At 65.2% G+C, this 24,503-nt stretch carries 19 protein-coding genes; 14 read left to right on the top strand and 5 right to left on the bottom strand.

Going from position 1 to position 24,503, the window contains the following annotated elements:
- Positions 1-8: 8 nt before the first annotated feature.
- From ACYU03_RS01440 to tssA, 4 genes are all read right to left on the bottom strand, one after another.
- The gene (locus ACYU03_RS01440; protein ID WP_461887769.1) at positions 9-497 is read right to left on the bottom strand and encodes an Hcp family type VI secretion system effector; all 489 of its coding nucleotides are present in this window, start codon (positions 495-497) and stop codon (positions 9-11) included.
- Positions 498-593: 96 nt separating this feature from the next.
- On the bottom strand, positions 594-2,087 hold the full coding sequence (tssC, locus tag ACYU03_RS01445; protein ID WP_461887770.1) for a type VI secretion system contractile sheath large subunit: 1,494 nt from the start codon (positions 2,085-2,087) through the stop codon (positions 594-596).
- A 15-nt stretch (positions 2,088-2,102) separates the two neighbouring features.
- Positions 2,103-2,618 carry a type VI secretion system contractile sheath small subunit gene (gene tssB / locus ACYU03_RS01450; protein ID WP_461887771.1) on the bottom strand — a complete coding sequence of 172 codons (516 nt, stop codon included), beginning with the start codon at positions 2,616-2,618 and terminating at the stop codon, positions 2,103-2,105.
- Positions 2,619-2,711: 93 nt separating this feature from the next.
- Complete coding sequence (tssA, locus tag ACYU03_RS01455) at positions 2,712-3,740, bottom strand: type VI secretion system protein TssA (protein ID WP_461887772.1); 1,029 nt, start codon at positions 3,738-3,740, stop codon at positions 2,712-2,714.
- A gap of 395 nt (positions 3,741-4,135) precedes the next feature.
- Here tssA and tagH point away from each other — a divergent pair, with 395 nt between their 5' ends.
- The 14 genes from tagH to ACYU03_RS01525 all read left to right on the top strand — a co-directional run bounded on the left by tagH (position 4,136) and on the right by ACYU03_RS01525 (position 22,686).
- Positions 4,136-5,563, top strand: coding sequence for a type VI secretion system-associated FHA domain protein TagH (tagH, locus tag ACYU03_RS01460; RefSeq protein WP_461887773.1), 1,428 nt, complete (start codon positions 4,136-4,138; stop codon positions 5,561-5,563).
- Positions 5,564-5,612: 49 nt separating this feature from the next.
- Positions 5,613-6,098, top strand: coding sequence for a type VI secretion system lipoprotein TssJ (tssJ, locus tag ACYU03_RS01465; RefSeq protein WP_461887774.1), 486 nt, complete (start codon positions 5,613-5,615; stop codon positions 6,096-6,098).
- Positions 6,099-6,113: 15 nt separating this feature from the next.
- On the top strand, positions 6,114-7,448 hold the full coding sequence (tssK, locus tag ACYU03_RS01470) for a type VI secretion system baseplate subunit TssK (RefSeq protein WP_461887775.1): 1,335 nt from the start codon (positions 6,114-6,116) through the stop codon (positions 7,446-7,448).
- 6 nt (positions 7,449-7,454) lie between these two features.
- Positions 7,455-8,756, top strand: coding sequence for a DotU family type VI secretion system protein (locus ACYU03_RS01475; protein ID WP_461887776.1), 1,302 nt, complete (start codon positions 7,455-7,457; stop codon positions 8,754-8,756).
- The gene (gene tssM, locus ACYU03_RS01480; protein WP_461887777.1) at positions 8,753-12,259 is read left to right on the top strand and encodes a type VI secretion system membrane subunit TssM; all 3,507 of its coding nucleotides are present in this window, start codon (positions 8,753-8,755) and stop codon (positions 12,257-12,259) included. The genes ACYU03_RS01475 and tssM overlap by 4 nt, the downstream gene beginning before the upstream one ends.
- Positions 12,256-12,906 carry a type VI secretion system-associated protein TagF gene (gene tagF / locus ACYU03_RS01485; RefSeq protein ID WP_461887778.1) on the top strand — a complete coding sequence of 217 codons (651 nt, stop codon included), beginning with the start codon at positions 12,256-12,258 and terminating at the stop codon, positions 12,904-12,906. Before tssM ends, tagF begins: the two co-directional genes overlap by 4 nt.
- A complete protein-coding gene (locus ACYU03_RS01490; protein ID WP_461887779.1) occupies positions 12,907-13,626 on the top strand; it encodes a PP2C family protein-serine/threonine phosphatase in 720 nt (239 codons plus the stop codon).
- Positions 13,627-13,639: 13 nt separating this feature from the next.
- Positions 13,640-16,651, top strand: coding sequence for a serine/threonine-protein kinase (locus ACYU03_RS01495; protein WP_461887780.1), 3,012 nt, complete (start codon positions 13,640-13,642; stop codon positions 16,649-16,651).
- On the top strand, positions 16,651-17,367 hold the full coding sequence (locus ACYU03_RS01500) for an ABC transporter ATP-binding protein (RefSeq protein WP_461887781.1): 717 nt from the start codon (positions 16,651-16,653) through the stop codon (positions 17,365-17,367). Before ACYU03_RS01495 ends, ACYU03_RS01500 begins: the two co-directional genes overlap by 1 nt.
- A complete protein-coding gene (locus ACYU03_RS01505; RefSeq protein ID WP_461887782.1) occupies positions 17,367-18,569 on the top strand; it encodes an FtsX-like permease family protein in 1,203 nt (400 codons plus the stop codon). The genes ACYU03_RS01500 and ACYU03_RS01505 overlap by 1 nt, the downstream gene beginning before the upstream one ends.
- Positions 18,562-20,307: a formylglycine-generating enzyme family protein gene (locus tag ACYU03_RS01510; RefSeq protein WP_461887783.1), complete on the top strand. Its 1,746-nt coding sequence runs from the start codon at positions 18,562-18,564 to the stop codon at positions 20,305-20,307. The genes ACYU03_RS01505 and ACYU03_RS01510 overlap by 8 nt, the downstream gene beginning before the upstream one ends.
- Before the next feature lie 78 nt (positions 20,308-20,385).
- Entirely contained in the window at positions 20,386-21,297 is a 912-nt protein-coding gene (gene tagQ / locus ACYU03_RS01515) for a type VI secretion system-associated lipoprotein TagQ (protein ID WP_461887784.1), read from the top strand.
- A 67-nt stretch (positions 21,298-21,364) separates the two neighbouring features.
- Complete coding sequence (locus tag ACYU03_RS01520) at positions 21,365-22,267, top strand: NAD synthetase (protein WP_461887785.1); 903 nt, start codon at positions 21,365-21,367, stop codon at positions 22,265-22,267.
- The gene (locus ACYU03_RS01525) at positions 22,267-22,686 is read left to right on the top strand and encodes a hypothetical protein (protein WP_461887786.1); all 420 of its coding nucleotides are present in this window, start codon (positions 22,267-22,269) and stop codon (positions 22,684-22,686) included. Before ACYU03_RS01520 ends, ACYU03_RS01525 begins: the two co-directional genes overlap by 1 nt.
- Before the next feature lie 49 nt (positions 22,687-22,735).
- Here the strand turns inward: ACYU03_RS01525 and ACYU03_RS01530 are convergent, their stop codons facing one another.
- Positions 22,736-24,115 carry a flavin-containing monooxygenase gene (locus ACYU03_RS01530; RefSeq protein WP_461887787.1) on the bottom strand — a complete coding sequence of 460 codons (1,380 nt, stop codon included), beginning with the start codon at positions 24,113-24,115 and terminating at the stop codon, positions 22,736-22,738.
- Positions 24,116-24,503: the final 388 nt, after the last annotated feature.

The following is a 24,503-nucleotide window of genomic DNA, read 5'->3' on the forward strand; positions in this document are numbered from 1 at the left end:
GTACTCGGTCAGATCTTGACGTTGGAGCGCACGTTCCAGCCGTACTTGATCGGGCCGCCTTCCTTGGAACCGTCGGCTTTCTGCGGTTGATAGTCGACGGTGACTTTGGCGAAGTTCAGGGTGATGTTCTCGGTCAGGCGGTCATCGCTGCCCGAACCGCCGGTGCTCAGCGAGCTGATGAGCACTTCTTCGAGGTTGATGATCAGGTACTCGACCTGGTTTTCGCCGCCAGCCTTGCGCACGGTCAGCTTGACCTTGTCGATGTGCTTGCCGCTGGAGCAGTGGGCCATCAGGTTGGGGCTGGACTTGTCGACGTACTTGGTCACCGACAGGTCCTGGATGTTGACCTTGCCAGCGCCGCCGCCACCGCCGATGTGCATGTTGCCGGACTGGGACATGCCCCAGCTCCAGTTCAGTACATCGATCTCGTCCTTGTGGGCCTTGTCCATGGACTCGCCCTTGATGTCGCCGATCTTGATGAAAATATCAACAGCCATGATGTCTCCGGAATGTCTCGTCGTTTAGCGGTTTCGGTGTGTTGGGGCTGCTTTGCAGCCCTTCGCGAGCCTGTATGCCCGCGAAGGCGCCCCTGCTCAGGCCCCTTTGGCCGATGGCAGCTTCGAGACCAGGCGCAGCGACACGGTCAGCCCTTCGAGCTGGTAGTGCGGGCGCAGGTAGAAGCGCGAGTTGTAGTAACCGGGGTTGCCTTCTACGTCCTCGACCACCACCTCGGCAGCTGCGAGCGGGTGCTGTGCCTTGGTGGTCTCGGTCGAGTGCGCCGGGTCGCCGTCGACGTAGTTGAGGATCCAGTCCTGCAGCCAGCGCTGCATCTCGTCCTTCTCTTTGAAGGAGCCGATCTTGTCGCGGACGATGCACTTGAGGTAATGAGCGAAGCGGCACGTGGCGAACAGGTACGGCAGGCGCGCCGCCAGGTTGGCGTTGGCGGTAGCATCCGGGTCGTCGTACTCGGCCGGCTTTTGCAGCGACTGTGCGCCGATGAACGCGGCGAAGTCGGTGTTCTTCTTGTGCAGCAGCGGCATGAAGCCATTCTTCGCCAGTTCCGCTTCGCGGCGGTCGGAGATGGCGATCTCGGTCGGACACTTCATGTCCACGCCACCGTCATCGGTGGGGAAGGTGTGCGCCGGCAGGTTCTGCACTTCGCCGCCGGACTCCACGCCACGGATGCGCGAGCACCAGCCGTAGTGCTTGAACGAGCGGTTGATGTTCACCGCCATGGCATAGGCGGCGTTGGCCCAGGTGTACTTGCTGCTATCGGCGCCGTCGGTGTCTTCCTCGAAAGCGAAGGCTTCGACCGGGTCGGTCTTGGCGCCGTAGGGCAGGCGGGCGAGGAAGCGCGGCATGGTCAGGCCGATGTAGCGCGAGTCTTCTGACTCACGCAGGGAGCGCCAGCCGGCATATTCCGGAGTGGTGAAGATCTTGGTCAGGTCGCGCGGGTTCGACAGCTCCTGCCAGGAGCCCATGCCCATCACGGTCGGTGAAGCGGCGGCGATGAAGGGCGCGTGCATGGCGGCACAGACTTTCGATAGCTCGCCGAGCAGCTCGACGTCGGGCGGCGACTGGTCGAAGTAGTAGTCGCCCACCAGGCAGCCATAGGGCTCGCCACCGAACTGGCCGTATTCTTCTTCGTACATCTTCTTGAAGACCGGGCTCTGGTCCCAGGCGGTGCCCTTGAACTTCTTCAAGGTCTTGTGCAGGTCGTTCTTGGAGATGTTGAGCACGCGGATCTTCAGCTGCTCGTCGCTCTCGGTGTTGTTGACCAGGTAGTGCAGGCCACGCCAGGCGCTTTCCAGTTGCTGGAAGTCGGGGTGGTGGATGACCTGGTTGACCTGGGCGGTGAGCTTGGCGTCGATGGCGGCGATGATCGACTCGATCGAGCCAATGGCATCGTTGGAGATCAGGTTGGTCTGCGCCAGTGCCTGCTCTGCCAGGGTGCGCACGGCGGTTTCCACCGCTTCCTTGGCACGCTCGGTCTTGGGCTTGAATTCCTGCAGCAGCAGGGCGGCGAATTCGCTGGTCTGCTCGGCGGTGGCCGGCTGGCCCTGGGTGTCACGCATCGGATCGTTCATGAGACGGTGTCCTGGTTAAGCGTTCGGCTCGGCGTCACTGGGCTTTGGCGCGCTAGCCAATGCCTGGAGCAGGGCAGGGTCCTTGATGGCTTTCATGATGATTTCTTCGGCGCCGGTTTTGCCGTCCATGTAGGTCAGCAGGTTGGCCAGTTGAGTGCGTGCTTCGAGCAGCTGGTTCAGCGAGTCGATCTTGCGTGCTACGGAAGCGGGGCTGAAGTCCTCCATGCTTTCGAAGGTGATGTCCAGGCTCAGGTTGCCTTCGCCGGTCAGCTCGTTGGGGACGTTGAAGGCCACCCGTGGCTGCATGGCCTTGAGCCGCGAGTCGAAGTTATCGACATCGATCTCCAGGAACTTGCGGTCGGCCACGGGCGGCAGAGGCTCGGCAGGCTTGCCGGCGAGGTCGGACATCACGCCCATGACGAAGGGCAACTGGACCTTCTTCTCGGCGCCATACAGCTCGACGTCGTACTCGATCTGCACCCGCGGCGCGCGGTTGCGCGCGATGAATTTCTGGGAGCTGGGGTTCGCCACGTTGTTCCTCCTGGTCGCCGCTGCGACGGTATGGGCGTCATCATTCGTTGCTGCTGTCGGTGCTACGCGATGCTGTCTGCTCGGTTGCCGACATCAGTCGGCTTCGGGGCCTCGCAGGGTTTCGAATTGCGACAGACCATCGGGAATCAGGTCGCGGACGATGGTCGCGAAATCGGCGTTGACCAGATTCTTCGCCCGGCGCAGCAGCACCGGCAGCGGGCTCGAGGGCTCGTGGCGGGCGTAGTACTGCAACAGGCGTTCGAGGCTCTGCAGGACATCCTCGCGGCTGCTGATCTCACCTGGACGCATGGCGGGCTGGGCGGCGCGCGGGGCGACAGGGACCGGCTGGTCGTCAGTGTCGCTAGGGGTGTCGCTGAATTCGGTGGAGGGTATGTCAACACCCGGTGCATAGTCGGCCAGGACTTGCCAGGCCTGGCGCAGCGGCTGCTTGAGGGCGGCCAGGTCAACACCGCTGGCCGAGCCGACCTGATCGCTGACCTGGTGCTCGATGGCTTCGCAAGCCTCGCGGGCCTGGCTCAAGGCCTGGCGGGCTTGCTGCAATTGCTCGGGGTCGCTGTCGCGCAGGGCGGCGGCCAGTTCCTCGGCACTCAGGTGCTCGCTGGCGAAGTGCTGCATGCCACCGGCATGCAGGGCGGCGCGCAGGGTGACCGGGCCGAAGGCGCGCGAGCGCACCAGAACGGCGTCGCGCAGCAGGGCGATGTTGGTGTCGCAGGTCAGCCCGGCCAGCGCGTTGATGCGCACGGTCGGATCGTTGTCGTCTTCGGCATCGAGTTGCGGGTGCAGGTGCAGCCAGTACTCGCGCAGCAGTGCGCTGATCAGTTCGAGGCTGGCGGCCAGGCCCGGCAGGCCGTGCAGGGCCAGGTTGGCCTGCAGCAGGAAATGGGTGATACGCAGGTCCTTGCTGCGCTGGAGCAGGGCCGTGCAGGACTGTTCGATCTGGCGCCACTGCGGTGGTTCGGCCGGCTGGATGGCATCGCCCATGACACGCTCGGGACGCCCTTGGGCGTCACGCTCCAATTGCAGGAAGTCCGGGTCATATTCTAGGTCCTCACCGCATGGATAATCGGCGGAAACAGCGGCGAGCAGCAGTGGAGAGTTCACCCAGTATCGATCTCCATATCGGCCCGTGGTGGGGGCTTTGATTGGCGCGAAGTTGCTTGTGTGAACTGGCGCGAAACTTGTCAAAGAATGCAGGGTTGATATCGAAGTGATATCAATCTGACACTCTATTAAGTTAGACATTTTTGGTTTATTTCCAAAACGCTGTCAAGGTAAGCTATTCCTCCCAGTGACCAGTGTGATGCAGTCGGCAGGTTTTGCGACCCATTGGACGAGAGGACTTGGAATGACGGACTTTTATGGTTTAATCCGTCGATTCAGGCCGTGAGCGCTGAAGAATATCCAGGCTTTTCAGTGTGTTGCGTGAAGCGCGAAGTCGAGCGGAACCCTGCCCAATGGGCCGGTTGGTGCTTCCAGGGAACAAGCAAGGAGGCGTGATGGCACTTAGCCTTACCATTATCAGTTATCACAAGATTACGCCCGGCCAATGCCCTGAAAAGTCTATGGAATCCGGTGCCATCAGTATTGGGCGTGGCCCCGATAATGATTGGGTATTGCCGGATCCAGAACGTCTGGTTTCTTCAAGACATTGCGTTATTCAATTCAAGGATGGTCGCTACTATTTGACCGACAGCAGCACTAACGGCATCGAGTTAGTCCATGCCGGTATTCGCTTGCGTCGCGGTAATAGCGAGCCCTTGATGGATGGCGAAATTATTCGAATTGGCGATTACGAAATCCAGGCTCGAATAGATTCGGGTTTTTCCATATCTACGGACGGCCAAGCGGATGCCAACAGTTTCGAAGCCCTGATGGCCAACCAGACGGCCTCGCCTTCGGCGCCGCTTCCTGCCGGCTCGGCTGCGTTTCTCCAGGGCGCGTCGAGCCAGGATACCTTGCCGGACCTGTTCGACTTCCTCGAGCCGTCCAGCGTGGCGCCGGTGACCCAGCCGGATCACCTACCGGCGCAAGAGCATGATTTTCGCCCACCGACACCGGTGGCGCCAACGCCTGCTGCCGAACCCGCCCCGACTGAGCCTGCACCGGCTGCACCTGGGTTGATCCCGGAGGACTGGGACCTGCTGACAGGTGCGCCCGCCGCCGCGCCCGTGCCGCCTGCTGCTCCGGCAGTCCCTCCACCTGCTGCTGCCCAACCGGAGCCGGCCCCGCCAGTGCCGGATATTCCCCCGCCTACGCCACAACCTGCTGCCGAGCCAGTGCGACCTGCTGCCGTCGAACCGCCAGCCGCCTCTGCCGCGCCGGCCCCAGCGGGCAACGATGAGCTGGTCCAGGCCTTCTTGCGTGGCGCTGGCATCGAGCATCTGCGCATCGACAGCGCCCAGGTCGAGGCTCAGATGGAAGCGCTCGGGCGCAGTTATCGGCTGATGGTCGAGGGGTTGATCGATGTGTTGCGTGCGCGCAGCAGCCTCAAGGGCGAGTTCCGCATGCAGCAGACCAGCATCGCCCCGGTGCAGAACAACCCGTTGAAGTTCGCCCCCAACGCCGACGAAGCGTTGTTGTTGCTGATGCGCCATGGCAACCAGGCGTTCATGGCCCCGGACCAGGCGGTACGCGACAGCTTCGACGACCTACGGGCTCACCAACTGGCCGTGATGGCTGGCGTCGAGGCGGCCATCAAGCACCTGCTCACACGCTTCGAACCGGCCCAGTTGGAGGCACGCCTGGCGCCCGCCGCCGGCCTGGCCAAGCTGTTCGGCGGTTCGCGCCAGGCCCATTGCTGGCAGCAGTTCACCGAGTTGTACAGCAAGATTTCCCAGGAAGCCGAAGAGGACTTCCAGGACCTGTTCGGGCGCGAGTTCAGCCGCGCCTACGAGGCGCATAGCGCTCGACTACAACGCTCCTGAGGCCACGGCCTTCGGATAGGAAGAATGCCAGGACGTCATGAGGACGAGGATGAATGCAAGAAGACTGATCGCAGCCGTGGCCATCGTGCTGCTCAGTGCCTGTAGCAAGGATGCGGTGGTTGGTGAGGGCACGCAGGTGCCCGGCATCACCCTGTATTTCAGTGCCGCCGCCGGGCTCAACCCTGGCGCCGGTGGCGTGCCTGCGCCGGTGCGGGTGCGCATCTACGAGCTGAAGAACAGCGCAGCCTTTGCCCGCGCCGACTACTTCGCCCTGGCCGAACGCGCCCAGGAGACCCTCGCCGCTGACCTGATCGACCAGGATGAAGTGCTGCTGCAACCGGGCGAGCAACTGCGCCTGGAGCGCCCGCTGAACCCGGCCACCCGCCAGGTCGGCCTGGTGGTCGGTTACCGAGAGATCGACCAGGCCCAGTGGCGCAGCGTGCTGCCGGTCCCGCCCCACGATTATCAGATCAGCCTCGATGTGCGCGCCGTGCGCAGCGCCGTGGCCTCCCCCCAACCTGAACCTGCCCGCTAGGCAATCGGAGAACCCATGTCCTGGAACAATCGAGTGGTCTGGTCGGAAGGCATGTTCATCGCGACACAGCATTTCCAGCAACATGACCGTTACCTGGAGAACCTGATCGATGCCCGCAGCCGTCCGCTGTCGGCCGGGGCCTGGGGCTTTTCCGAACTGCTGATCGACCAGGGCCTGCTGGCCCAGGGCAAGTTGGCGATCCTCAGTGCCCGTGGCCTGTTGCCCGATGGCACGCCGTTCAACATCCCCCAGGACGATGTGCCTCCGGCACCGCTGGAGATCCCCGACGACCTGCGTGACGCTGTGATCTACCTGGCCCTGCCGCTCAAGCGTGCCGGCGCCCGTGACACGGTCGAGGAAGGCGAGGCGCTGGACGGTGCGCGTTACATCAGCCGGGTCAGTGAAGTGCGCGACGACAACGCGCCGTTCGAGAACCGCGCCCCCGTGGCCTTGGGGTCTCGAGCCCTGCGCCTGCTCAGCGCCGGTGACGGCTTGAGTGACTACGCCGCGCTGGGCCTTGTGCGCATTCGCGAGAAGCGCGCCGACCGTGCCCTGGTGCTGGATGACAGCTACATTCCACCGCTGCTGGATGTGACCGCCAGCAACCTGCTGTCAGGCTTTCGCAGCGAGCTGCTAGGGCTGTTGCACCAGCGTGGCGAAGCCCTGGCCGGCCGTGTGGTGGCCTCGGCCAATGGCGGGGCCTCGGAGATCGCCGACTTCATGCTGCTGCAGTTGGTCAACCGGGCACAACCACTGGTCGAGCACCTGAACCAGCTCAGCCCGCTGCACCCCGAGCGCTTCTACAGCGAACTGGTGAGCATGGCCGGTGAGTTCGCCACCTTTTGCGCTGCCGACCGCCGTCCGCAAGCTTTTGCGCAGTACCAGCACGACGACCTGGCGGCGAGCTTCGAGCCGGTCATGGCGGCCCTGCGCGAGGCCTTGTCGATGTTGATCGACAGCAAGGCCGTGGCCATCCCCATCGTCGAGAAGGCCTATGGCATTCATGTCGCCATGCTCGCCGACCGTAGCCTGTTGGACAGCGCCAGCTTCGTCCTGGTGGTACGCGCTGATGTGCCTAGCGAAACCTTGCGTGGGCGTTTCGTGCAACAGAGCAAGATCGGTTCGGTGGAGCACATCCGCGACCTGGTCAACCTGCAACTGCCAGGCATCGGCCTGCTGCCGTTGCCAGTGGCGCCGCGGCAGATCCCGTTCCATGCCGGCTCCACCTATTACGAACTCGACCGTGGCAGCGAGCACTGGAAGCAACTGCAGCATTCCGGTGGCTTCGCTTTCTACGTCGCTGGTGAGTTCCCTGGCTTGAACCTGGCCTTCTGGGCCATTCGAGGATAAGCCGCGATGCAGCCCGACGATCCTTCGGCCAATGACCGTACCCAGTTCATGCCGCGTCCCGGTGGACGCGGCCCGCAGCCAGCCGCCCCCGAGCCAGCGCCGCCCCTGAGCATGCCGACCGCGCCCTTGGCGGCAGGCCAGGCGGAGGGCTTGAACCCGCTGGAGCAGGCGGCCGGTCCTTTGCTGGCACTGCTCACCCGGCTGCGTAACACCATCGATCACCCGGCGCCGGCCAGCCTGCGCGCGCAACTGCTGGCGTACCTGCGCCAGTTCGAAGAGCGCGCCGAAGCCGCTGGTGTGCCACGCAACGAGGTGCTGCTGGCGCGCTATGCCTTGTGCACGGCGCTCGACGAGGCGGTGCTCAGCACGCCTTGGGGCAGTAGCAGCGACTGGGGCAAGCAGAGCTTGCTGATCACCGTGCACAACGAAGCCTGGGGTGGGGAAAAGGTCTTCCAGTTGCTTGAGCATTGCCTGCAGAGCCCACGCGAGCGCCTCAACCTGCTGGAGCTGCTGTACCTGTGCATGAGCCTGGGTTTCGAAGGCCGCTACCGCGTCATGAACGGTGGCCGCGCCCAGCTCGAAGCTCTGCGCGAGCGCACCGCCGCGACCATCCGCAGCGCCCGTGGCGAGCTCGAACGCGAGTTGTCGCCGCACTGGCGTGGAGTCACCGTGGCCCGCGATCGCCTGGCGCAGTTCATGCCGCCCTGGGTCGGCCTGGCCATCGCCCTGGCCGTGCTGCTGCTCCTGCTGTTCGGCTTGCGCCTGAAGTTGGCGGCCGATGCCGAGCCGGTGTTCAAGGGCATCCATGCCTTGGGCGAGATCCCGGTACAGGCGATGGACCGCCCGGTGGTCCAGCCCAAGCCGGTGGAACGCCCACGTCTGGCGGGCTTTCTGGCTGATGACATCAAGGCCGGCCGGGTCAGCGTCGAGGACGCGGTGGACCGTTCGGTAGTGACCATCCGCGGTGACGAACTTTTTGCCTCGGCCAGCGCCAGCATCCAGGACGCCTATCAGCCGCTGATGCTGCGCATCGCCGAGGCCATCGCCAAGGTCAAGGGCAATGTGCGCGTCACCGGGCACAGCGACAACCAACCGATCAGGACCTTGCGCTTCCCCTCCAACTGGGCGTTGTCCCAGGCGCGTGCCGAGGAGGTGCAGCAGATCCTCGTGGCCCGCACCGGCCAGGCCGGACGTTTCACCGCTCAGGGCCTGAGCGACACCGAACCGCTGGCGTCGAACAGCACCGCCCAAGGTAGGGCGAAGAATCGCCGGGTTGAAATCACCGTATTGGCGGAGGGCGTCGAGTGAAGGCGTTTTTCAGTTTTTTCATTCGCTGGATCGTGCCCGTGCTGGGCCTGATCGCCCTGAGCCTGATCATCTGGTTCGTCGGCCCACTGCTCGATTGGCTGGTGCCGGCCGCACGTCGCTGGGCGTTGATCATCCTGCTGTTTGCCCTGTGGATCGCCTACCGCGTGTTCCGCATCATCCAGGCCCGGCGCCAGGCGGCCAAGGTCATGGAAAGCCTGGCCGCCGAAACCGCCCCGGACCCGACCAGCGTAGCCACTGCCGAAGAGCTGGCAACCTTGCGCCAGCGTATGGGCGAGGCCCTGGCATTGCTGAAGAAGGCACGTCTGGGTGGTGACGAGCGGCGCAATCTCTACGAACTGCCCTGGTATGTGATCATCGGCCCGCCCGGGTCGGGCAAGACCACCGCGCTGGTCAACTCTGGGCTGCATTTCCCCTTGGCCGCGCAGTTGGGTGCTGGGGCGGTCCGTGGCGTGGGCGGCACGCGCAACTGCGACTGGTGGTTCACCGACCAGGCCGTGTTGCTCGACACCGCCGGGCGCTACACCACCCAGGACAGCCATGCCGAAGTCGACAAGGCCGCCTGGCTGGGCTTCCTCGACCTGCTCAAGACCCAGCGCTCGCGGCGGCCGATCGATGGCGCCTTCATCGCCATCAGCCTGGCCGACCTGCTGCTGGGCAGCGAGGCCGAGCGCGCCGCCCATGCCGTGGCGATCCGCACCCGTATCCAGGAGTTGTACACCCAGCTCGGCGTACGTTTCCCGATCTACCTGATGCTCACCAAGCTCGACCTGGTGCCGGGCTTCATGGAGTTCTTCGACAACCTGAGCAAGGAGGACCGTGCCCAGGTCTGGGGCATGACCTTCGCCCTCGATGACGGCCAGCAAGGCGAGGGGCCGTTGGCACAGTTCGGCAGTGAATTCGCTTTGCTCGAACAGCGCCTCAACCAACGTCTGGTCGAGCGCATGCAGCAGGAGCGTGACCCTGCGCGGCGTGACCTGGTCTATGGCTTTGTCCAGCAGTTCGCCGCCTTGCGCGGCAACCTCAAGGAGTTCCTCGATGGCGTATTCAAGCCCAATGCCTTCGAAGAGCGTGCCCTGTTGCGCGGCGTGTATTTCACCAGCGGCACCCAGGAAGGCAGCCCGATCGATCGTTTGATCGGCAGCATGGCGCAGAGCATGGGCCTGGACCGCGCGCACCTGGCACGTCAGAGCGGCACTGGGCGCAGCTACTTCATCGAGCGCTTGTTCACCGCTGTGGCCTTTGCCGAGCGAGGGCTGGTGGGGGTCAACCCCAAGGTGGAGCGGCGGCGCAAATGGCTGGCCCGTGGCGCCCTGGCCTTGAGTGTGGCGCTGGTGCTGCTGGTCGGCACTTTGTGGGCGGTCAGCTACCGGGCCAACCAGGCCTACATCGCCGAGGTGGACAACCGTCTCAAGCCACTGGGCAAGAGCGTGCAGGAGCTCAGCCCGGCGCAACGCGACGTGCTGGAAGTATTGCCGCTGCTCAACGCCACGCGCCGCCTGGCCGACGACCCGCCGGCCTGGGCAGAGGGCCTGGGCCTGTACCAGGGCGACATGCTCGAAGGCGAGTCGGCCAGCGTTTACCGCAAGCTGCTGATCGCTGTGTTCGCCCCGCGCTTGGTGACCCGCATTGAGGAACAGCTGTACGCCGGCGGCTCTTCGGATTACCTCTACGAGGGTCTCAAGGCCTACCTGATGCTGGCTGACAACGAGCACTACGACCCGGACTTCATCAAGGCCTGGGTCACCCTCGACTGGGAGCAAAGCCTGCCCCGCGACCTGGCCCCGGACCAGCGCCGGGCCCTGGGTGAGCATCTGCAAGCCCTGTTCGAGCGGCGCCCGCCGAATGCCCGGCTGGATGCCCGGTTGATCGAAGACTTGCGCCGCCAGTTGCAGCAACTGCCGGTGGCCCAGCGCGTCTATGACCGGGTCAAGCGTCAGAAGCTGCCGACAGGGGTCAGTGACTTCCGCCTCAGCGACGCGGCTGGACGCGATGCCGCGCTAGTGTTCACCCGCAAGAGCGGCAAGCCCCTGAACGACCCGCTCAGCGGGCTGTTCACCGTCGAGGGCTACCGCAAGGCGTTTCTCGCCACCAGCCTGCAGCAGAGCGCCACCCTGGCGGAGGAGAGCTGGGTGTTGGGACGTGAGGAGCGGGCCGATGAAGGCGATGCCGCGCGCCTGGCAGACGATGTACGCCAGCTCTACTACCAGGACTACATCCGCCATTGGGACGCGCTGCTGGCCGACCTCGACTTCGTTTCCATCACCAGCGTCGGCCAGGCTGCCGATGTGCTGCGCGTGCTGTCCGGCCCGACCTCGCCGTTGAAGAAGCTGCTACAGGCAGTGGCCAAGGAAACCGACCTGCAACAACCGACCACCCTGGAGAACGTCCAGGCCAAGGCCGAGGAGGTTGGGGTAGACCAACTGCGCCAGCGCCTCGGCGGCCTGCTCGGACAGACGCCGGCGGCGGGCAGCGCACCAGCGGCCCAGGAAACGGACCCGGTGACGGCGCACTTCACCGAACTGGCCGAGCTGGTCAATAGCGGCGAGGGCGAGCCTGCCGCCATCGATGGTTTGCTCGCTGATCTCAATGCGCTCTATGTGCAGGTCAGCGCTATGGTCGGCGCCAGTGGCGAAGCCCTGCTCGGTGAAGCCAAGAACCAGGCTCAGGCTGCAGCACAGCGGGTCAGCCTGGGCGCCGAGCGCCAGCCGAAGCTGGTCCAGGGATTGGTGAGTTCGGTGGTCGGTTCGACCAACAGCATCGTCATGGGCGGGGTGCGCAATCAGCTCAACGCTGCCTGGGTCAGTGAGGTGCTGAACGTTTACCGCCAGTCTCTCAGTGGCCGCTATCCGCTGGCTCCGGGCAGCTCGCGCGACGCCACCCTGGATGACTTCGGCCAGTTCTTCGGTGTAGGCGGGGTGATGGACAGCTACTTCCGCAAGTACCTGCAGCCTTACGTCAACACCTCGACCACCCCGTGGAGCTGGCAGCCGGGCGCGGCGCAGAAGCTAGGTATCGGCTCTGGCGTGCTGCACACCTTCCAGCGCGCAGCGGCGATCCGCGATGCCTTCTTCCGCTCCGGTGGCCTGCAGCCGGCGGTGCGTTTCGAGCTCAAGCCTGTGGCCATGGATGCCTCCATCACCCAGTTCTTGCTCGACCTCGATGGCCAGCAGGTCAGCTACGACCACGGGCCGAGCCGGCCGGTGGCGATGCAGTGGCCCAACCCCAACAGCATCGGTGTGGTCCGCCTGTCGGTGATGCCGCCAACCGCCAGTGGCCGGTCCGGCCTGACCCTGGAAGGGCCTTGGGCCTGGTTCCGCCTGCTCGACCAGTCTGACCTGGTGGCGGGCAACTCGCCGGATCGTTTCAACCTGCGCTTGCGTGTGGATGGGGCCAGTGTGTCTTACGAGTTGCGCGCCAACAGCGCCTTCAATCCCTTCAGGAGCCGCGTGCTCGCAGGTTTCAGCCTGCCGGAGCGCCTGTGAGCAGCGTGGGCTTCTACGGCAAGCTGGCCTGCCGCGGCGATTTCGTCAGCCGTGGCCTGCCGCAGGACTTCATCCAGCCCTGGGACCAGTGGCTGGCCGCCGGGCTGCTGGCCAGCCAGCAACAGCTGGGCGAGCAATGGTTGTCGGCCTACCTGGTCAGCCCCTTGTGGCGTTTCGCCCTGGCCCCTGGCGTGTGTGGGCCGCAGGCCGTGGTGGGCGTACTGATGCCGAGCATCGACCGGGTCGGTCGCTACTTTCCGCTGACTCTGGCCCAGGTACTGGCGCCGGAGGAGTCCCTGGCCGCCGTGGTCACGGGCAGCGATAGCTGGTTCGAGCAGAGCGAGGCCACCTTGCTTGCGACCCTGGAGCCGGAGGCCGCTTTCGAAGACTTTGACGCCGCTGTGCAGGGCTTTTGCGTAGCACCGCGTGGCGCTGAACCGCGTCCGATCCTGGGTGGCTTGCAACGCCTGGACGCCACCTCGCCTGAAGGCCGTGCCCTGGCCCTGGCCGAATGCGCCTGCGACGGCATGAGCTTGTGGTGGGGCAAGGGCTCCGAACGTATCGCCCCCGGCCTGATGCGTTGCAGCGGCTTGCCGCACAGCGAGGATTTCGCCGGATTTCTCTTGGGTAGTGAGGCAGGACGCTAGATGACCGCCATGCAATACACCGCGGCCAGTTACAGCCATACCGGCATGGTCCGCCGCATCAACGAGGACGCCTGCCTGGAACTGACCGCCGAAGGCCTGTGGGCTGTGGCCGATGGCATGGGCGGGCATGCGGCCGGCGACTACGTCAGTAGCCTGACCGTCGACAGCCTGCGTCAATTGGCGCCCAGCCAGAGCCTCGACGACTACGCCCAGGCCCTGCGTGACAGCCTCGGTCGGGTCAACAGCGCGGTGCGCGAGGAAAGCGCCCGGCGTGGTGTGCCGATGATGGGCAGCACCGTGGTGGTGCTAGCGGTGCGCGGCGACCAGGGCATCGGCCTGTGGGCCGGCGACAGCCGTCTCTACCGCTTGCGTGACGGCCAGCTAGAGCGCCTGTCCCACGACCACAGCTACGTCCAGGAACTGCAGGACAGCGGCCTGCTCAACGAGGCCGAAGCCCGCGTGCACCCGCGCGGCAACATCGTCACCCGCGCCATCGGTGTCGAAGCGCAACTGGAGTTGGCGTCCGTGTCCGTGCAGGTGCGGGCCGGCGATACCTACCTGTTGTGCAGCGATGGCCTGAACAAGACCGCTGAAGACCATGAGATCCGCGAAGTGCTGAGCCACGCCGACCCCTACCAGGTGGTGCGTAGCCTGGTGCACCTGGGCCTGACCCGTGGGGCTCCCGACAACATCACTGCCGTGGTCGTCAAGGCCGGATAAAAGAACACACGTCATGGACAAACAGATACCCGGATTCGACATCGACGGCGAGATTGGCCAGGGCGCCATGGCCAGCGTGTACCTGGCGACCCAGCGCTCGCTGGAGCGCAAGGTGGCGCTCAAGGTCATGGCCGCCAGCCTGGCCGCCGACCCGACCTTCTGCGAGCGCTTCCTGCGAGAGGGGAGGACCCTGGCTCGGCTGTCGCACCCGCACATCGCCACCATCCACGACATCGGCAATGTCGGCGAGCTCTACTACATGGCCATGGAGTACCTGCCCAACGGCACGCTCAAGGAGCGCATCGCCGACGGCCTGAGCCCGGAGCAGGGGCTGCTCTATGTGCGCCAGATCGCCGCCGCGCTGGGTTATGCCCATGCCCAGGGCCTGGTGCATCGCGATGTCAAGCCGGCCAACATCCTGTTCCGCGCCGACGGCACCGCCGTGCTCTCCGACTTCGGCATCGCCAAGTCGCTGGACGACCGCACCCAGTTCACCCAGGCAGGCTTCGCCGTCGGCACGCCGAGCTACATGAGCCCGGAGCAGGCCCGTGGCCAGGAGATCGATGGCCGGGCCGACCTTTACGCCTTGGGCGTGGTGCTCTACGAGATCCTGGTCGGCAAGCTGCCCTACAGCGGCACCGATGCTCTGTCCACGGCCTTGGCCCACCTGACCGAACCGCTGCCGGAGCTGCCGATCGAGCATGGCCGCTACCAGGATATCCTCCGTGGCCTGCTGGCCAAGGACCCAAAGGAGCGTTTCAGCGACGCCGCAGCGCTGTTGGCCGCGCTCGACCGGCTGCCGGCCGAGGACACTGACAACACGGTGATCAAGCCGCTGCCGTTGCCCCCCTCGGCCAAGCCGGACCTGGGCGGGCTGACCCCGGTGTCGATCGATATTCCGCAGGCGCCGCCTACCCCTGCTGCAGAAGCGCAGGCGCGCCCTGCGCCAGCGCCCGGACCTGTCCCAGCACAGGCACCGGCGCGCAAGAGGCCGGCCTTGACCCTGTTGGCCGTGGCCATCGCCGCCGCCCTGGGTCTGGGCGGGGCCGGCTACTGGTTACTGGGTGGCGATGAGAAGCCGAACCCTGACGAGCCGGTGGCCCAGGCGCCAGTCGAGGAACCGGTCCAGGCCAGCTCGAATGCAACAGCGACAGCACCGCTGGACGATTCGCGTCCGCTTTTGATGGCCGGCAAGAAGACCTTGTTCCAGCGCGTGCTTAGCAAGCCGGGCGCGCAGGTGGTCAGTGAGCCGGGAGTGGCGTCTGGCGAGAGCTTGCCGGCTTTCACCGTGCTCTACGTCTACCAGCGCCAGGACGTGGGGGGTAAATCCTGGTTGCAGGTCGGTACCGCCAGTGACGGTCGCCGCGATGGCTGGCTGCCGGCGGAGCAGGCCAGCGACTGGAAGCAGAGCCTGGTGCTCAAGTTCACCGAGCGCTCCGGGCGGGCGCCGGTAATGTTCCTGCGCCAGGCCGATGATGTGCAGCGCCTGCTGGGCGACACCGCCGCCGCCCGTGACGAACTGCTCAAGGCGCAGAACAGCCCAGACCAGGCCCCCGAGGTCGTGGCCCTGGAACCCGCTGAAAATGCCGTGCCCCAGGACCAGTTCTACTTGATGCCGATCTTCGATGCGCGCGAGAGCTTCGACGAGAATGGCCAGCCGGTGCAGTTGCTCAATATCGCCTCGATCGACCCTGGAAGCGGCGTCCGCGCCAGCGAGCCCAAGGCTGCCGGAGTGACGGCGGCGGACCCGAACGCCTTCCGCACTGCTGTGGTGTTGGTGGTGGACACCTCGGTGTCGATGCAGCCCTACATCGACCGGGTGCGCCAGGTGGTCAGCGAGCTGCAGCAGCAACTCGCCCAGCGCGGCGAGCTGGACAACGTCAGCTTCGGCCTGGTGGGCTTTCGCAACAGCACCAGCCGCACGCCTGCCCTGGACTACGTGAGCAAGACCCTGGTCACCCTGGATGAAGGCCGCGACCCGGCGCGTTTCCTCAGGTTGGCCTCGCAGGTCAAGGCGACCACCGTGTCCAGCCACTCCTTCAACGAAGACGCCTTCGCCGGGATCATGCAGGCGGTCGAGGACATGGATTGGTCCGGCTACGGCGGCCGCCTGATCCTGTTGGTCAGCGATGCCGGTGCCCTGCGCAAGAATGACAGCTACAGCAGCACCCAGATGAACGAGGCTGAGGTACGCCAGGCCGCGCTGAGCAAGCAGATCAAGATCTACGCCCTACACCTGCGCACCCCCGTCGGGCAGAAGAACCACGGCTCTGCCGAGCAGCAGTACCGCGTGCTCACCGCCGACAGCAACCCGCAGATCGGCGACCTTTATGTCTCGGTGCCGGGCGGCGACGTGGGCACTTTCGGCGAGCGCGTGCGCGAGATCGGCTCGACCTTTGCCGAACTGGTCCACCAGGTGCGCAACAAGCAGCCGCAGCCAGTGCCCTTGTTGACCTCGGTGTCGGGTCTGGCGGCCAAGTCGGCGGCCGTCGGCTATGCCATGCACATGGACTTCCTCGGCCGTCAGAGCGCCAGCCAGGCGCCGCAGTTGGTCAGCGCCTGGACCGCCGACCGTGACCTGACCAACCCAGCGCTGCCGACCCTGCAGGTGTGCGTGATGCTGACCAAACTGCAGCTCAACGACTTGCAACAGTCGCTCAAGCTGATCGTCGACGCGGCACGCAAGACGCGCAGCTCGCCTAAGGACTTCTTCGACGAGATCGCCAGCGCCAGCGCCTACATGAGCCGTGATCCGGCGGCGCTGAGCAAAGGCGCCAACCTGGCCGAGAGCGGCGTGCTCGGCGAGTACCTCGAAGGCCTGCCGTACCGCAGCAAGTCGCTGAGCATGACCCAGGACCTGTGGTTGTCGCTCAGCGTCGCCGAGCAAGAGGACTTTATCGACGAACTGGACTCGAAGATCCGTCTCTACGAAACCTTCCACAACGACATGGCCAACTGGGTCCGCTTCGGTAACGCCGAGCCGGGCGACGCCCTGTACCGTGTCCCGCTGTCGACCCTGCCTTGATGATCAGCCTGCGGGGTGTGCGCAAGACGCGTGGCCAGGGCGGCCAGCGCTACAGCCTCGAGATCGAGCGGCTGCAGCTGGCCGCCGGCCAGCGTCTGGCGTTGGTCGGGCCTAGCGGCTGCGGCAAGAGCACCCTGCTGGACCTACTGGCCCTGGCCCTGGCGCCGGATGCAGCGGATGAATTCACCCTGGCGCCTGCCGGCGTGGCGGTGGATGTCGCCGGGCTCTGGCGCGACCAGCGCCTCGACCGCCTGGCGCGCCTGCGTAGCCAGTACTTGGGCTACGTGTTGCAGGCTGGTGGGTTGCTCGGTTTCCTGGACGTGCGCGGCAACATCCGCCTGCCGCGCCAGTTGCTGAACCTCAAGGACGATGGCAGCGTCGAGCGCTTGGCCGAACAGCTGGACGTCCATGACCAGTTGGCCAAGCGACCGGCCGACCTTTCCCTTGGTCAGCGCCAGCGGGTCAGTTGCGCCCGCGCCCTGGCGCATGGCCCAGAGTTGCTGCTGGCCGACGAGCCAACCGCAGCCCTCGATCCGCTCAACGCCGAGCGGGTGATGCAACTGCTGTTGCGCCAGGCTGAATCACGTCAGGTGACTTGCGTGATCGCCACCCATGACGAAGGCCTGGCCCGTGGCGCCGGCTTGGCAGTGTTGCGCATGGCCTGCCGGCGAGATGCTGGTGGCGGCGTCACCGCGACCTTGGAGCAGGCAAGCTGATGCGCCCGCTGCTGATCGCCAGCCTGGCCTGGCAGGACTACCGCAAGGATGCACGGTTGTCGGCGTGCAGTGTGTTGGCGCTGGTCGCGGTGATCGCGCCGTTGCTGGTGCTGTTTGGGCTGAAGTTCGGGTTGGTCAGCAGCCTGACTGAGCGCCTGCAACGCGATCCCGGCGTGCGCGAGATCATTCCCTTGGGCGGCGGCCGCTACAGCGCTGCCTTTATCGACGACCTGCTCCAGCGTGGCGATGTGGCGTTCGCTATCCCGCGTACCCGACAGATCGCGGCGACTGCCGACTTGCTGCTGCCAGCACGAGGCCTCGGCGTGACCGTCGAGATGCTGCCTACCGCCGAGGGCGACCCCTTGTTGCAAGGCATGGCGGTGCCCCGTGGACTGCAGCAGATCCTGCTCAGCCATACGGCGGCGGAGAAGCTCGGCGCTAAGGCTGGGGATGAGTTGGAGGCCAGCTTCAGCCGCCAACAAGCCGGCCAGGTGCAGTGGCGCCAGACGCGCCTGCAGGTGCTGGCCGTGCTGCCGCTGGAGGCGTTCGAGCGCGATGCCCTGTTTGCCCCCTTGGCCTTGCTCGAAGCCGCCGAGGACTATCGCGACGGACGTGCCGTGCCTGCCCTGGCATGGCCAGGAGAGGCCACCGCAGGCTCTGCGCAACGGGTCTACCCGGGGTTCCGCCTGTATGCCCGTCAGCTCGGCGATGTGGAACCGCTGCGCCGCTACTTTGCCGATCGCCACCTGCTGGTCTCGACCCAGGCCGCGCAGATCGCCCAGGTGCAGTCGTTGAGCCGCAACCTGGGCTTGGTGTTCTGGATCATCGCTGCCCTGGCGGTAACCGGCGCGGTCGCCGCTGTCTGTGCTGGCGCCCTGGCCGCTGTCGAGCGCAAGCGCCGCGAGTTGGCGGTGCTGCGCTTGCTGGGTTTCAGCACCCTTGCGCTGCTTGCCTTCGTGGTCCTGCAGGCGCTGTACAGCGGCGTGCTCGCGGCCGTGCTGGCCGCGCTGCTCTATGGCCTGGCCGAACAGGGCCTGAACCAGTTGTTCGTGCAGATGCCCGGCGAATACGCCAGCCATCTGCTGCCCTCGCATTACCTCGTCGCGCTGCTCGCCGTCCTGCTGGCCAGCACCGCCGCGGCCGCCCTGGGCGGCTGGCGGGTGGCGCGCATCGACGCTTCGCAAGGAATCCGTGATGTTTGACCGCCACCTAAGGGTTGCTGCCCTGATCCTCGCCACCCTGACTCTGGTCGCCTGCGCCCAGGCCGAGGACGATGGTAAAAAACCTGCTGCCAGCAACAAGTTGGACAACCCCAAGCCGTTGGCGGATGACGTCAGCCTGCCGTTACCCTGCGATGGCGAGATGGTGTTCCGGCATGTCTATGTGCTCGCCCAGGGCAGCCTCGACGACCGTGAGGTCAACCTCGGCTATCCCTTCAGCGAAGGCGAGGCGGGCTACAAGCAGTCGTTCATTTCCGGCTATCGACGCGACTTCATCAATGGCCAGTTCAGCCTGCAGGACTTGGCGCCGCAGTGGCGCAAGCAGGTCGAGCCGAGCCTGCCCAAGGTGGAGTCGGGCAGCCCGCTCAAGCCGATGATGTACTTCATCGGCAAGTACGAGGTCACCGCGCGCCAGTACGCCCAGGTGATGGCCCAGGCGCAGTCGCTGGCCAGTGGCGAACCGGCGCCGGCCTGCGAGCCGGACAACGACATGGCCGGGCGCCTGCCCAAGGTCAAGCTATCGCGCTTCGAGGCCGAGCGCTTCGCCGCGGTGTACAGCGCCTGGCTGATGAAGCATCACCGCGACTTGCTGCCGGTCAGTGGTCGGGGCAGCAAGCCAGAGGACGGTGGCATCGGTTTCGTGCGCCTGCCCACCGAGGTGGAGTGGGAGTTCGCCGCCCGTGGTGGTTCGGCGGTCAGTCGCCAGCAGTTGGAAGGCCGGCTGTTCCCGCGTCGGCTCGAAGGTAGCGAGGACGAAGGCCCGTTGGCTGACTGGGCGGTATTCAACCAGGTGGCCGGTGGCACCGGGCAGGCCGCACGGTTGATGCCCATCGGCACCAAGCTGCCCAACCCCCTTGGCCTGTTCGATATGATCGGCAACGCCGCCGAAATGGTCCAGGAGTCGTTCCAGCTGGTGCATGCCGGTCGCCGCCAAGGCGCTTACGGGGGCTTTGTGGTCAAGGGCGGCAACTACCTGGAAGGCGAGGGTACGCTGTTCACTGGCATGCGCCGTGAGTATCCGCTGTTCGGCAGCGATGGCACCGAGCAGCGCAACGAGACCACCGGTTTCCGGGTGGCCATCGGTGCATTGTCGGCGCCGCGCTCGCGCTATCAGGAACTGTTCGAGCAGTGGCAAAAGGAGGGGCGACTGGCCAGCCTGACCGACGCCATCGACGATGCCCAGGACCCGACCAAACGCCTGGACAGCATCATCGCCAGCACCCTCGACCCGCGCCTGCAAGCCGAGCTGGGGCTGGTCAACGAAGAGCTCAAGCGCAACGTCTCGTTGATCGCCCAGCAGCGCGAGGAGGCGGCGGGCAACCTGATCCAGTCCGCAGCCCTGGTGGCCGAGACCATCAACAACTACAACATCCGCCTGACCAACCTGCAGAAGACCCAGGAGCAGGCCGAAGCGTCCGGCGACCAGACCAGCGCGCGGCTGTTCGCCGCCGCCATCGCCAATGGCCGCAGCGCCCTCGATGGCGCCGTGGCGATCTACATCGACAACCTTGCCAGCGGAACGCGCTACACCGATGCGGTGATTCAGGCGCAGTTCCAGCGGGTCAAGGAAGAACTCAATCGCAAGCCGGTCCTGGGCAAGAGCCTGGAGGCCCGCGCGACCCTGTTCGTCCGCCACGTCGGGGAGTACCGCCAGAACCGGCGGGCCGACCCGGCGGCGATCCTGAAGGAACTGCTCGCATCGGCTGCGCCACGCCCCTGAGTGGCCGCCACGAGCGCCCGGTAGACCGGACGGCATGAAGCCGTCCGGGTAATTGATAACCCAAGAGAGAACCTGACCATGCTTTTCACTCGCAAGCCCACTTTCACCGCTTCCCAAGGCCGGGCCGCGCTGCTGCTGGCGGCCGGTTTCAGCACCGTTCTGCTGGCTGGCTGCGCCGGTTCGCCAGTCTCCAGGGTTGGCGCCACGACCAAGGTCGAGTACTACCCCAGCTGCTACGAGCCGGTACAGCACCTGCGCTCCACTGACTCCAACATGACCCGCTCAGTCGCCACCGGCGCGCTGCTCGGCGCGGTGGGTGGTGCCCTGACTGGCGCACTGGTCGACGGCGATAACCGTGGCCGCAACGCTGCCATCGGTGCGGCCGGTGGTGCCTTGGTGGGCGGCGCGGCCGGTTATTACACCGAGCGCCAGAAGCAGATCAGCGATGACAACCAGCGCATCGCCTCCTACGCCACCGACATCGACAAGAGCGCGGCCGACATGGACCGCACCACGGCCTATGCCAAGGCGTCCCAGTCCTGCTACCAGCGCGAGTTCGCCAGCCTCATGGAAGGCCGCAAGGCCAACCGCATCAACGACACCGAAGGGCGTAAGCGCCTGGCCGAAATCATCTCCGGCCTGCAGGAGTCGAACAACCTGATCACCGCAGTCAATGGCCGCCTGGGCGAGAACCTGGACAACTACACCCAGGCCTATGAGCAGGACCTCAAGCAGGTCGGCGTACAGCGCTCCGACGTGGTCGTGGTGGCCGAGGCCGAAGCGCCTAAAGCCGCCGGCAAGAAGACACCGGCCAAGCCGAGCAAGGCTGTGCCAAGGGAAGCAGTCGCCACCGAGAAGACCCTGCAGAACGCCAATGGCAAGAAGGCTGAGGCCCAGCAGGTCGCCAAGGCTGGCCAGGACCAGGTCAACAACATGTGCCGCAACCCGGACATGGGTGACTGGGCACCGGTGCCTTGCCCGAACGTGTGATGCTCCGGCTGCCGCCGCATCTGTTGTGCCCGGTGCGGCGGCGGCACCTTTGTAAGGAAACTCTCCTGTGACAGACCTACTGCTAAACGAGCTGGGCAACACCTCGCAGTTCCTGGCCCGTCAGCGTATCCAGAGCCGCATCAACCTGCCGCAGATGTTCGCCGCCATCGATGCCGACCCGAATATCTCCGGCGCTGGCGTGGTGTATATCGATGCCAACTACAACGTCATCACCCTGCGCGAGTTCCGGCCGATCTGCAGCATCAAGCCCAAGCGCGTGATCCTGCGCGAGATCAATAAATACCAGACCCCCGCGCAGTACACCGAGCAGTTGCAGAACAACCCACGTGAGTCGCGCGTGGTCAAGGAAGCAGTCAACACCACGCTGTCCTGCGCTGGCGCGGTACTGGGCTGGATCGTGGTCTTCAGCGGCACCATTGCCGCACCGTTTTCCGGCGGCACCAGCCTGGTGCTGACCTACATCGGCGGTGCCGCTGCCACGGCCAGCAGCATCCAGTGCGGCATCGGCGTGATGCGCACCGTGCGCGAAGTGTCCAACCCGGCGGCTAACGACGCCATGGATGAATCGGCGTGGTATCAGGCCGTTTCGCCTGTGCTCGATGGGGTGTCCTTGCTGGGGGTTGGCGCTTCGGGGCTGTCCACGCTCAAGTACCTGCAGGTGCACAAGGCCGCTACCGGCCGCAGTTGGATGGAGCTGAGCAAGACCCTCAGCCGCCAGCAGCGCAAGGCGCTGACCGACGAGCTGTTGTCGATCAAGCACCCGACCCTCACCGCCAAGCAGCTCAAGCTGCGACAGGCGGCTGGCACCCTGACCAAGCGTTACACCCCGACCGAGATCAGCCACGCTACTCAGACCCTCTTGCGCGACTCCCTCGGCGCCACCTTCGGCCTGGCCGGCAGCGCCACGGCGCAGAGCATCGCGGTCGGGCTCTATGAGGAGGTTGATTGATGAGCGCCAATGGTGATTTCGGCGCCTTCATGGCGCGGTACTTCCCCACTTTCATCCTCGGCTTCTTCGCCTCGCTGTTCGCCGTGGCTCTGGCGGTGACCCTGTGGGTCGACGCGCACTGGCGCAATCACCCGGATAACCCGCTGTACAGCGTGGTGTTGATGGGGGGGCTGGTGCTGGTCTTGTGCCTGGGGCACTTCCTGATGATCCGTGGTTTTGCCTGGAGCGTCAGGGTGGTGGTGGGTGTGCTGGTGCTGAGCCTGTTGATGGCGCTGAGCCTGTTCGGTACTGGCCTCACGGCTTTGTTGCTGGGCTTCGCCGTGCTCTTGCCGTTGCTGGCATTCTTGGTGCTCAACGGCAAGCGGCACCGGGAGATGCGGGAGCGGCTGGTGGCGTTGCGTCAGGCGCGTAACCGGTAGGCGTCAGCCTCGCCGTGGAGAGGGCCGCTGCGCGGCCCATCGCCAGTCCTCAGGGCTTGCGCAACACCTGTACGTCCCCCGGCTCCGAGGTTTCGCGCAGGTACTCTTCCAGCGAGTCATCCAGCGCCTGCATCCACCGGGTATGGTGCGGCACGGCGGCGGTGCCGGTGATCACCGAGTGGTAGGAGCGGTCGCGGTAGCCCATGATGTCGTGCTTTTTGTCGACCTTCCACTTGAGGAAGATCTGGTTCACCGCATCGATGTCGAAGCTCGGGTAGTCGGTCTGTTCGATCAGGTGCTTGATGTAGCGGCCCTGGAATTCGTACATCGACGCCGTGGTTTCCAACGCTTCCTCTTCGGCACGCCAGCGAGCACTGTCGGCCCGCATGTCGGCAAGATCGGGCAGGTGGATGCGGCCGAGCATGTAGTCGCGGGCGAACCAGGCCTGGGCATCGAACATGTTGAAGCTGTACCAGAGATCCTGCATACCCAGATAGATCAACTGCGGGTTGGCCTCCCACACCACGCCTTGGTACAGGCTCAGCGGCCACAGGCGGTTGTTGGTACGCAGGCTGAGCTCCTCAGGCAGGAAGGGGAAGTGGTGCTGGTAGCCGGTGCACAGGATGATCGCGTCCACGCGTTTGCTCGAACCGTCGCCGAAGAACGCCACATCGCCTTCTACCCGTTGCAACTGTGGGCGTTCTTCCCAGCCCTTGGGCCACTGGTAGCCCATCGGTTGGGTACGGTAGGCGCTGGTGATCGAGCGCGCGCCGTATTTGTAGCACTGTGAGCCGATGTCTTCGGCCGAGTAACTGCTACCGACGATGAGGACGTCCTTGCCGGCGAATTCCAGGGCATCACGGAAGTCATGGGCATGCAGGATGCGCCCGGAGAAACGCTCGAAGCCAGGGAACGACGGCACATGAGGTGTGGAGAAGTGCCCGCTGGCGACCACCACATAATCGAACACCTGCTCCACGCTCTGGTCGAGGGCGTAGTCATGGGCGGTGAGGGTGAAGGTACGGCTTTCGGCATCGAAGCGCACGGCCTTCACGGCCGTGTTGAAGCGGATGTACTGGCGTACACCGGCCTTGCTTACCCGGCCCTGGATGTAGTCCCAAAGGACTTCACGTGGCGGGTAGGAGGAAATGGGACGGCCAAAATGCTCGTCGAAGCTGTAGTCAGCGAATTCCAGGCACTCCTTCGGTCCATTCGACCAAAGGTAGCGGTACATGCTGCCGTGCACTGGCTCACCATGTTCGTCCAGCCCGGTGCGCCAGGTGTAGTTCCACATGCCGCCCCAGTCAGCCTGTTTCTCGAAACAGACCACTTCTGGCATGGGCGCGCCCTTGGCATGGGCGGATTGGAAAGCACGAAGTTGCGCCAGGCCAGATGGGCCGGCACCAATGATAGCGACGCGAATACTCATAGGATGTCCTGCGGAAACTCGGAAGAAATGCAAAACCTCCCCAACCCTGAACGGTACGGACCGAGGGTGGTGGAAGCGGGAAGACTTCAGGTGTCAGCGGACAGGTGGAGGCACGGGACGCTTGCGCTTGTGCGCCAGCAGCGCGTCACGGGGTGGAATCGACAGAACGTGGAACAGCGTCGAGAGGGGAGAACAGCCGGAGGTGCGGGAGACAGCGGCGGTTGCGGCGGGGAAGGGCCCGGTCAGCTTGCTGGCCAGGCCGGCAAGTGGGCCCGAGGGCCGAAAGATACGTGTGATCTCATGCATGGGGGCAGGTGATGCCTCGTTATCGTTATGGAGTCCTTTTTAGCTATAACGCATCGGGAGCGCTTGTTTCAAGGTTTGTGGG

This window comes from Pseudomonas sp. X10, from assembly GCF_054889225.1.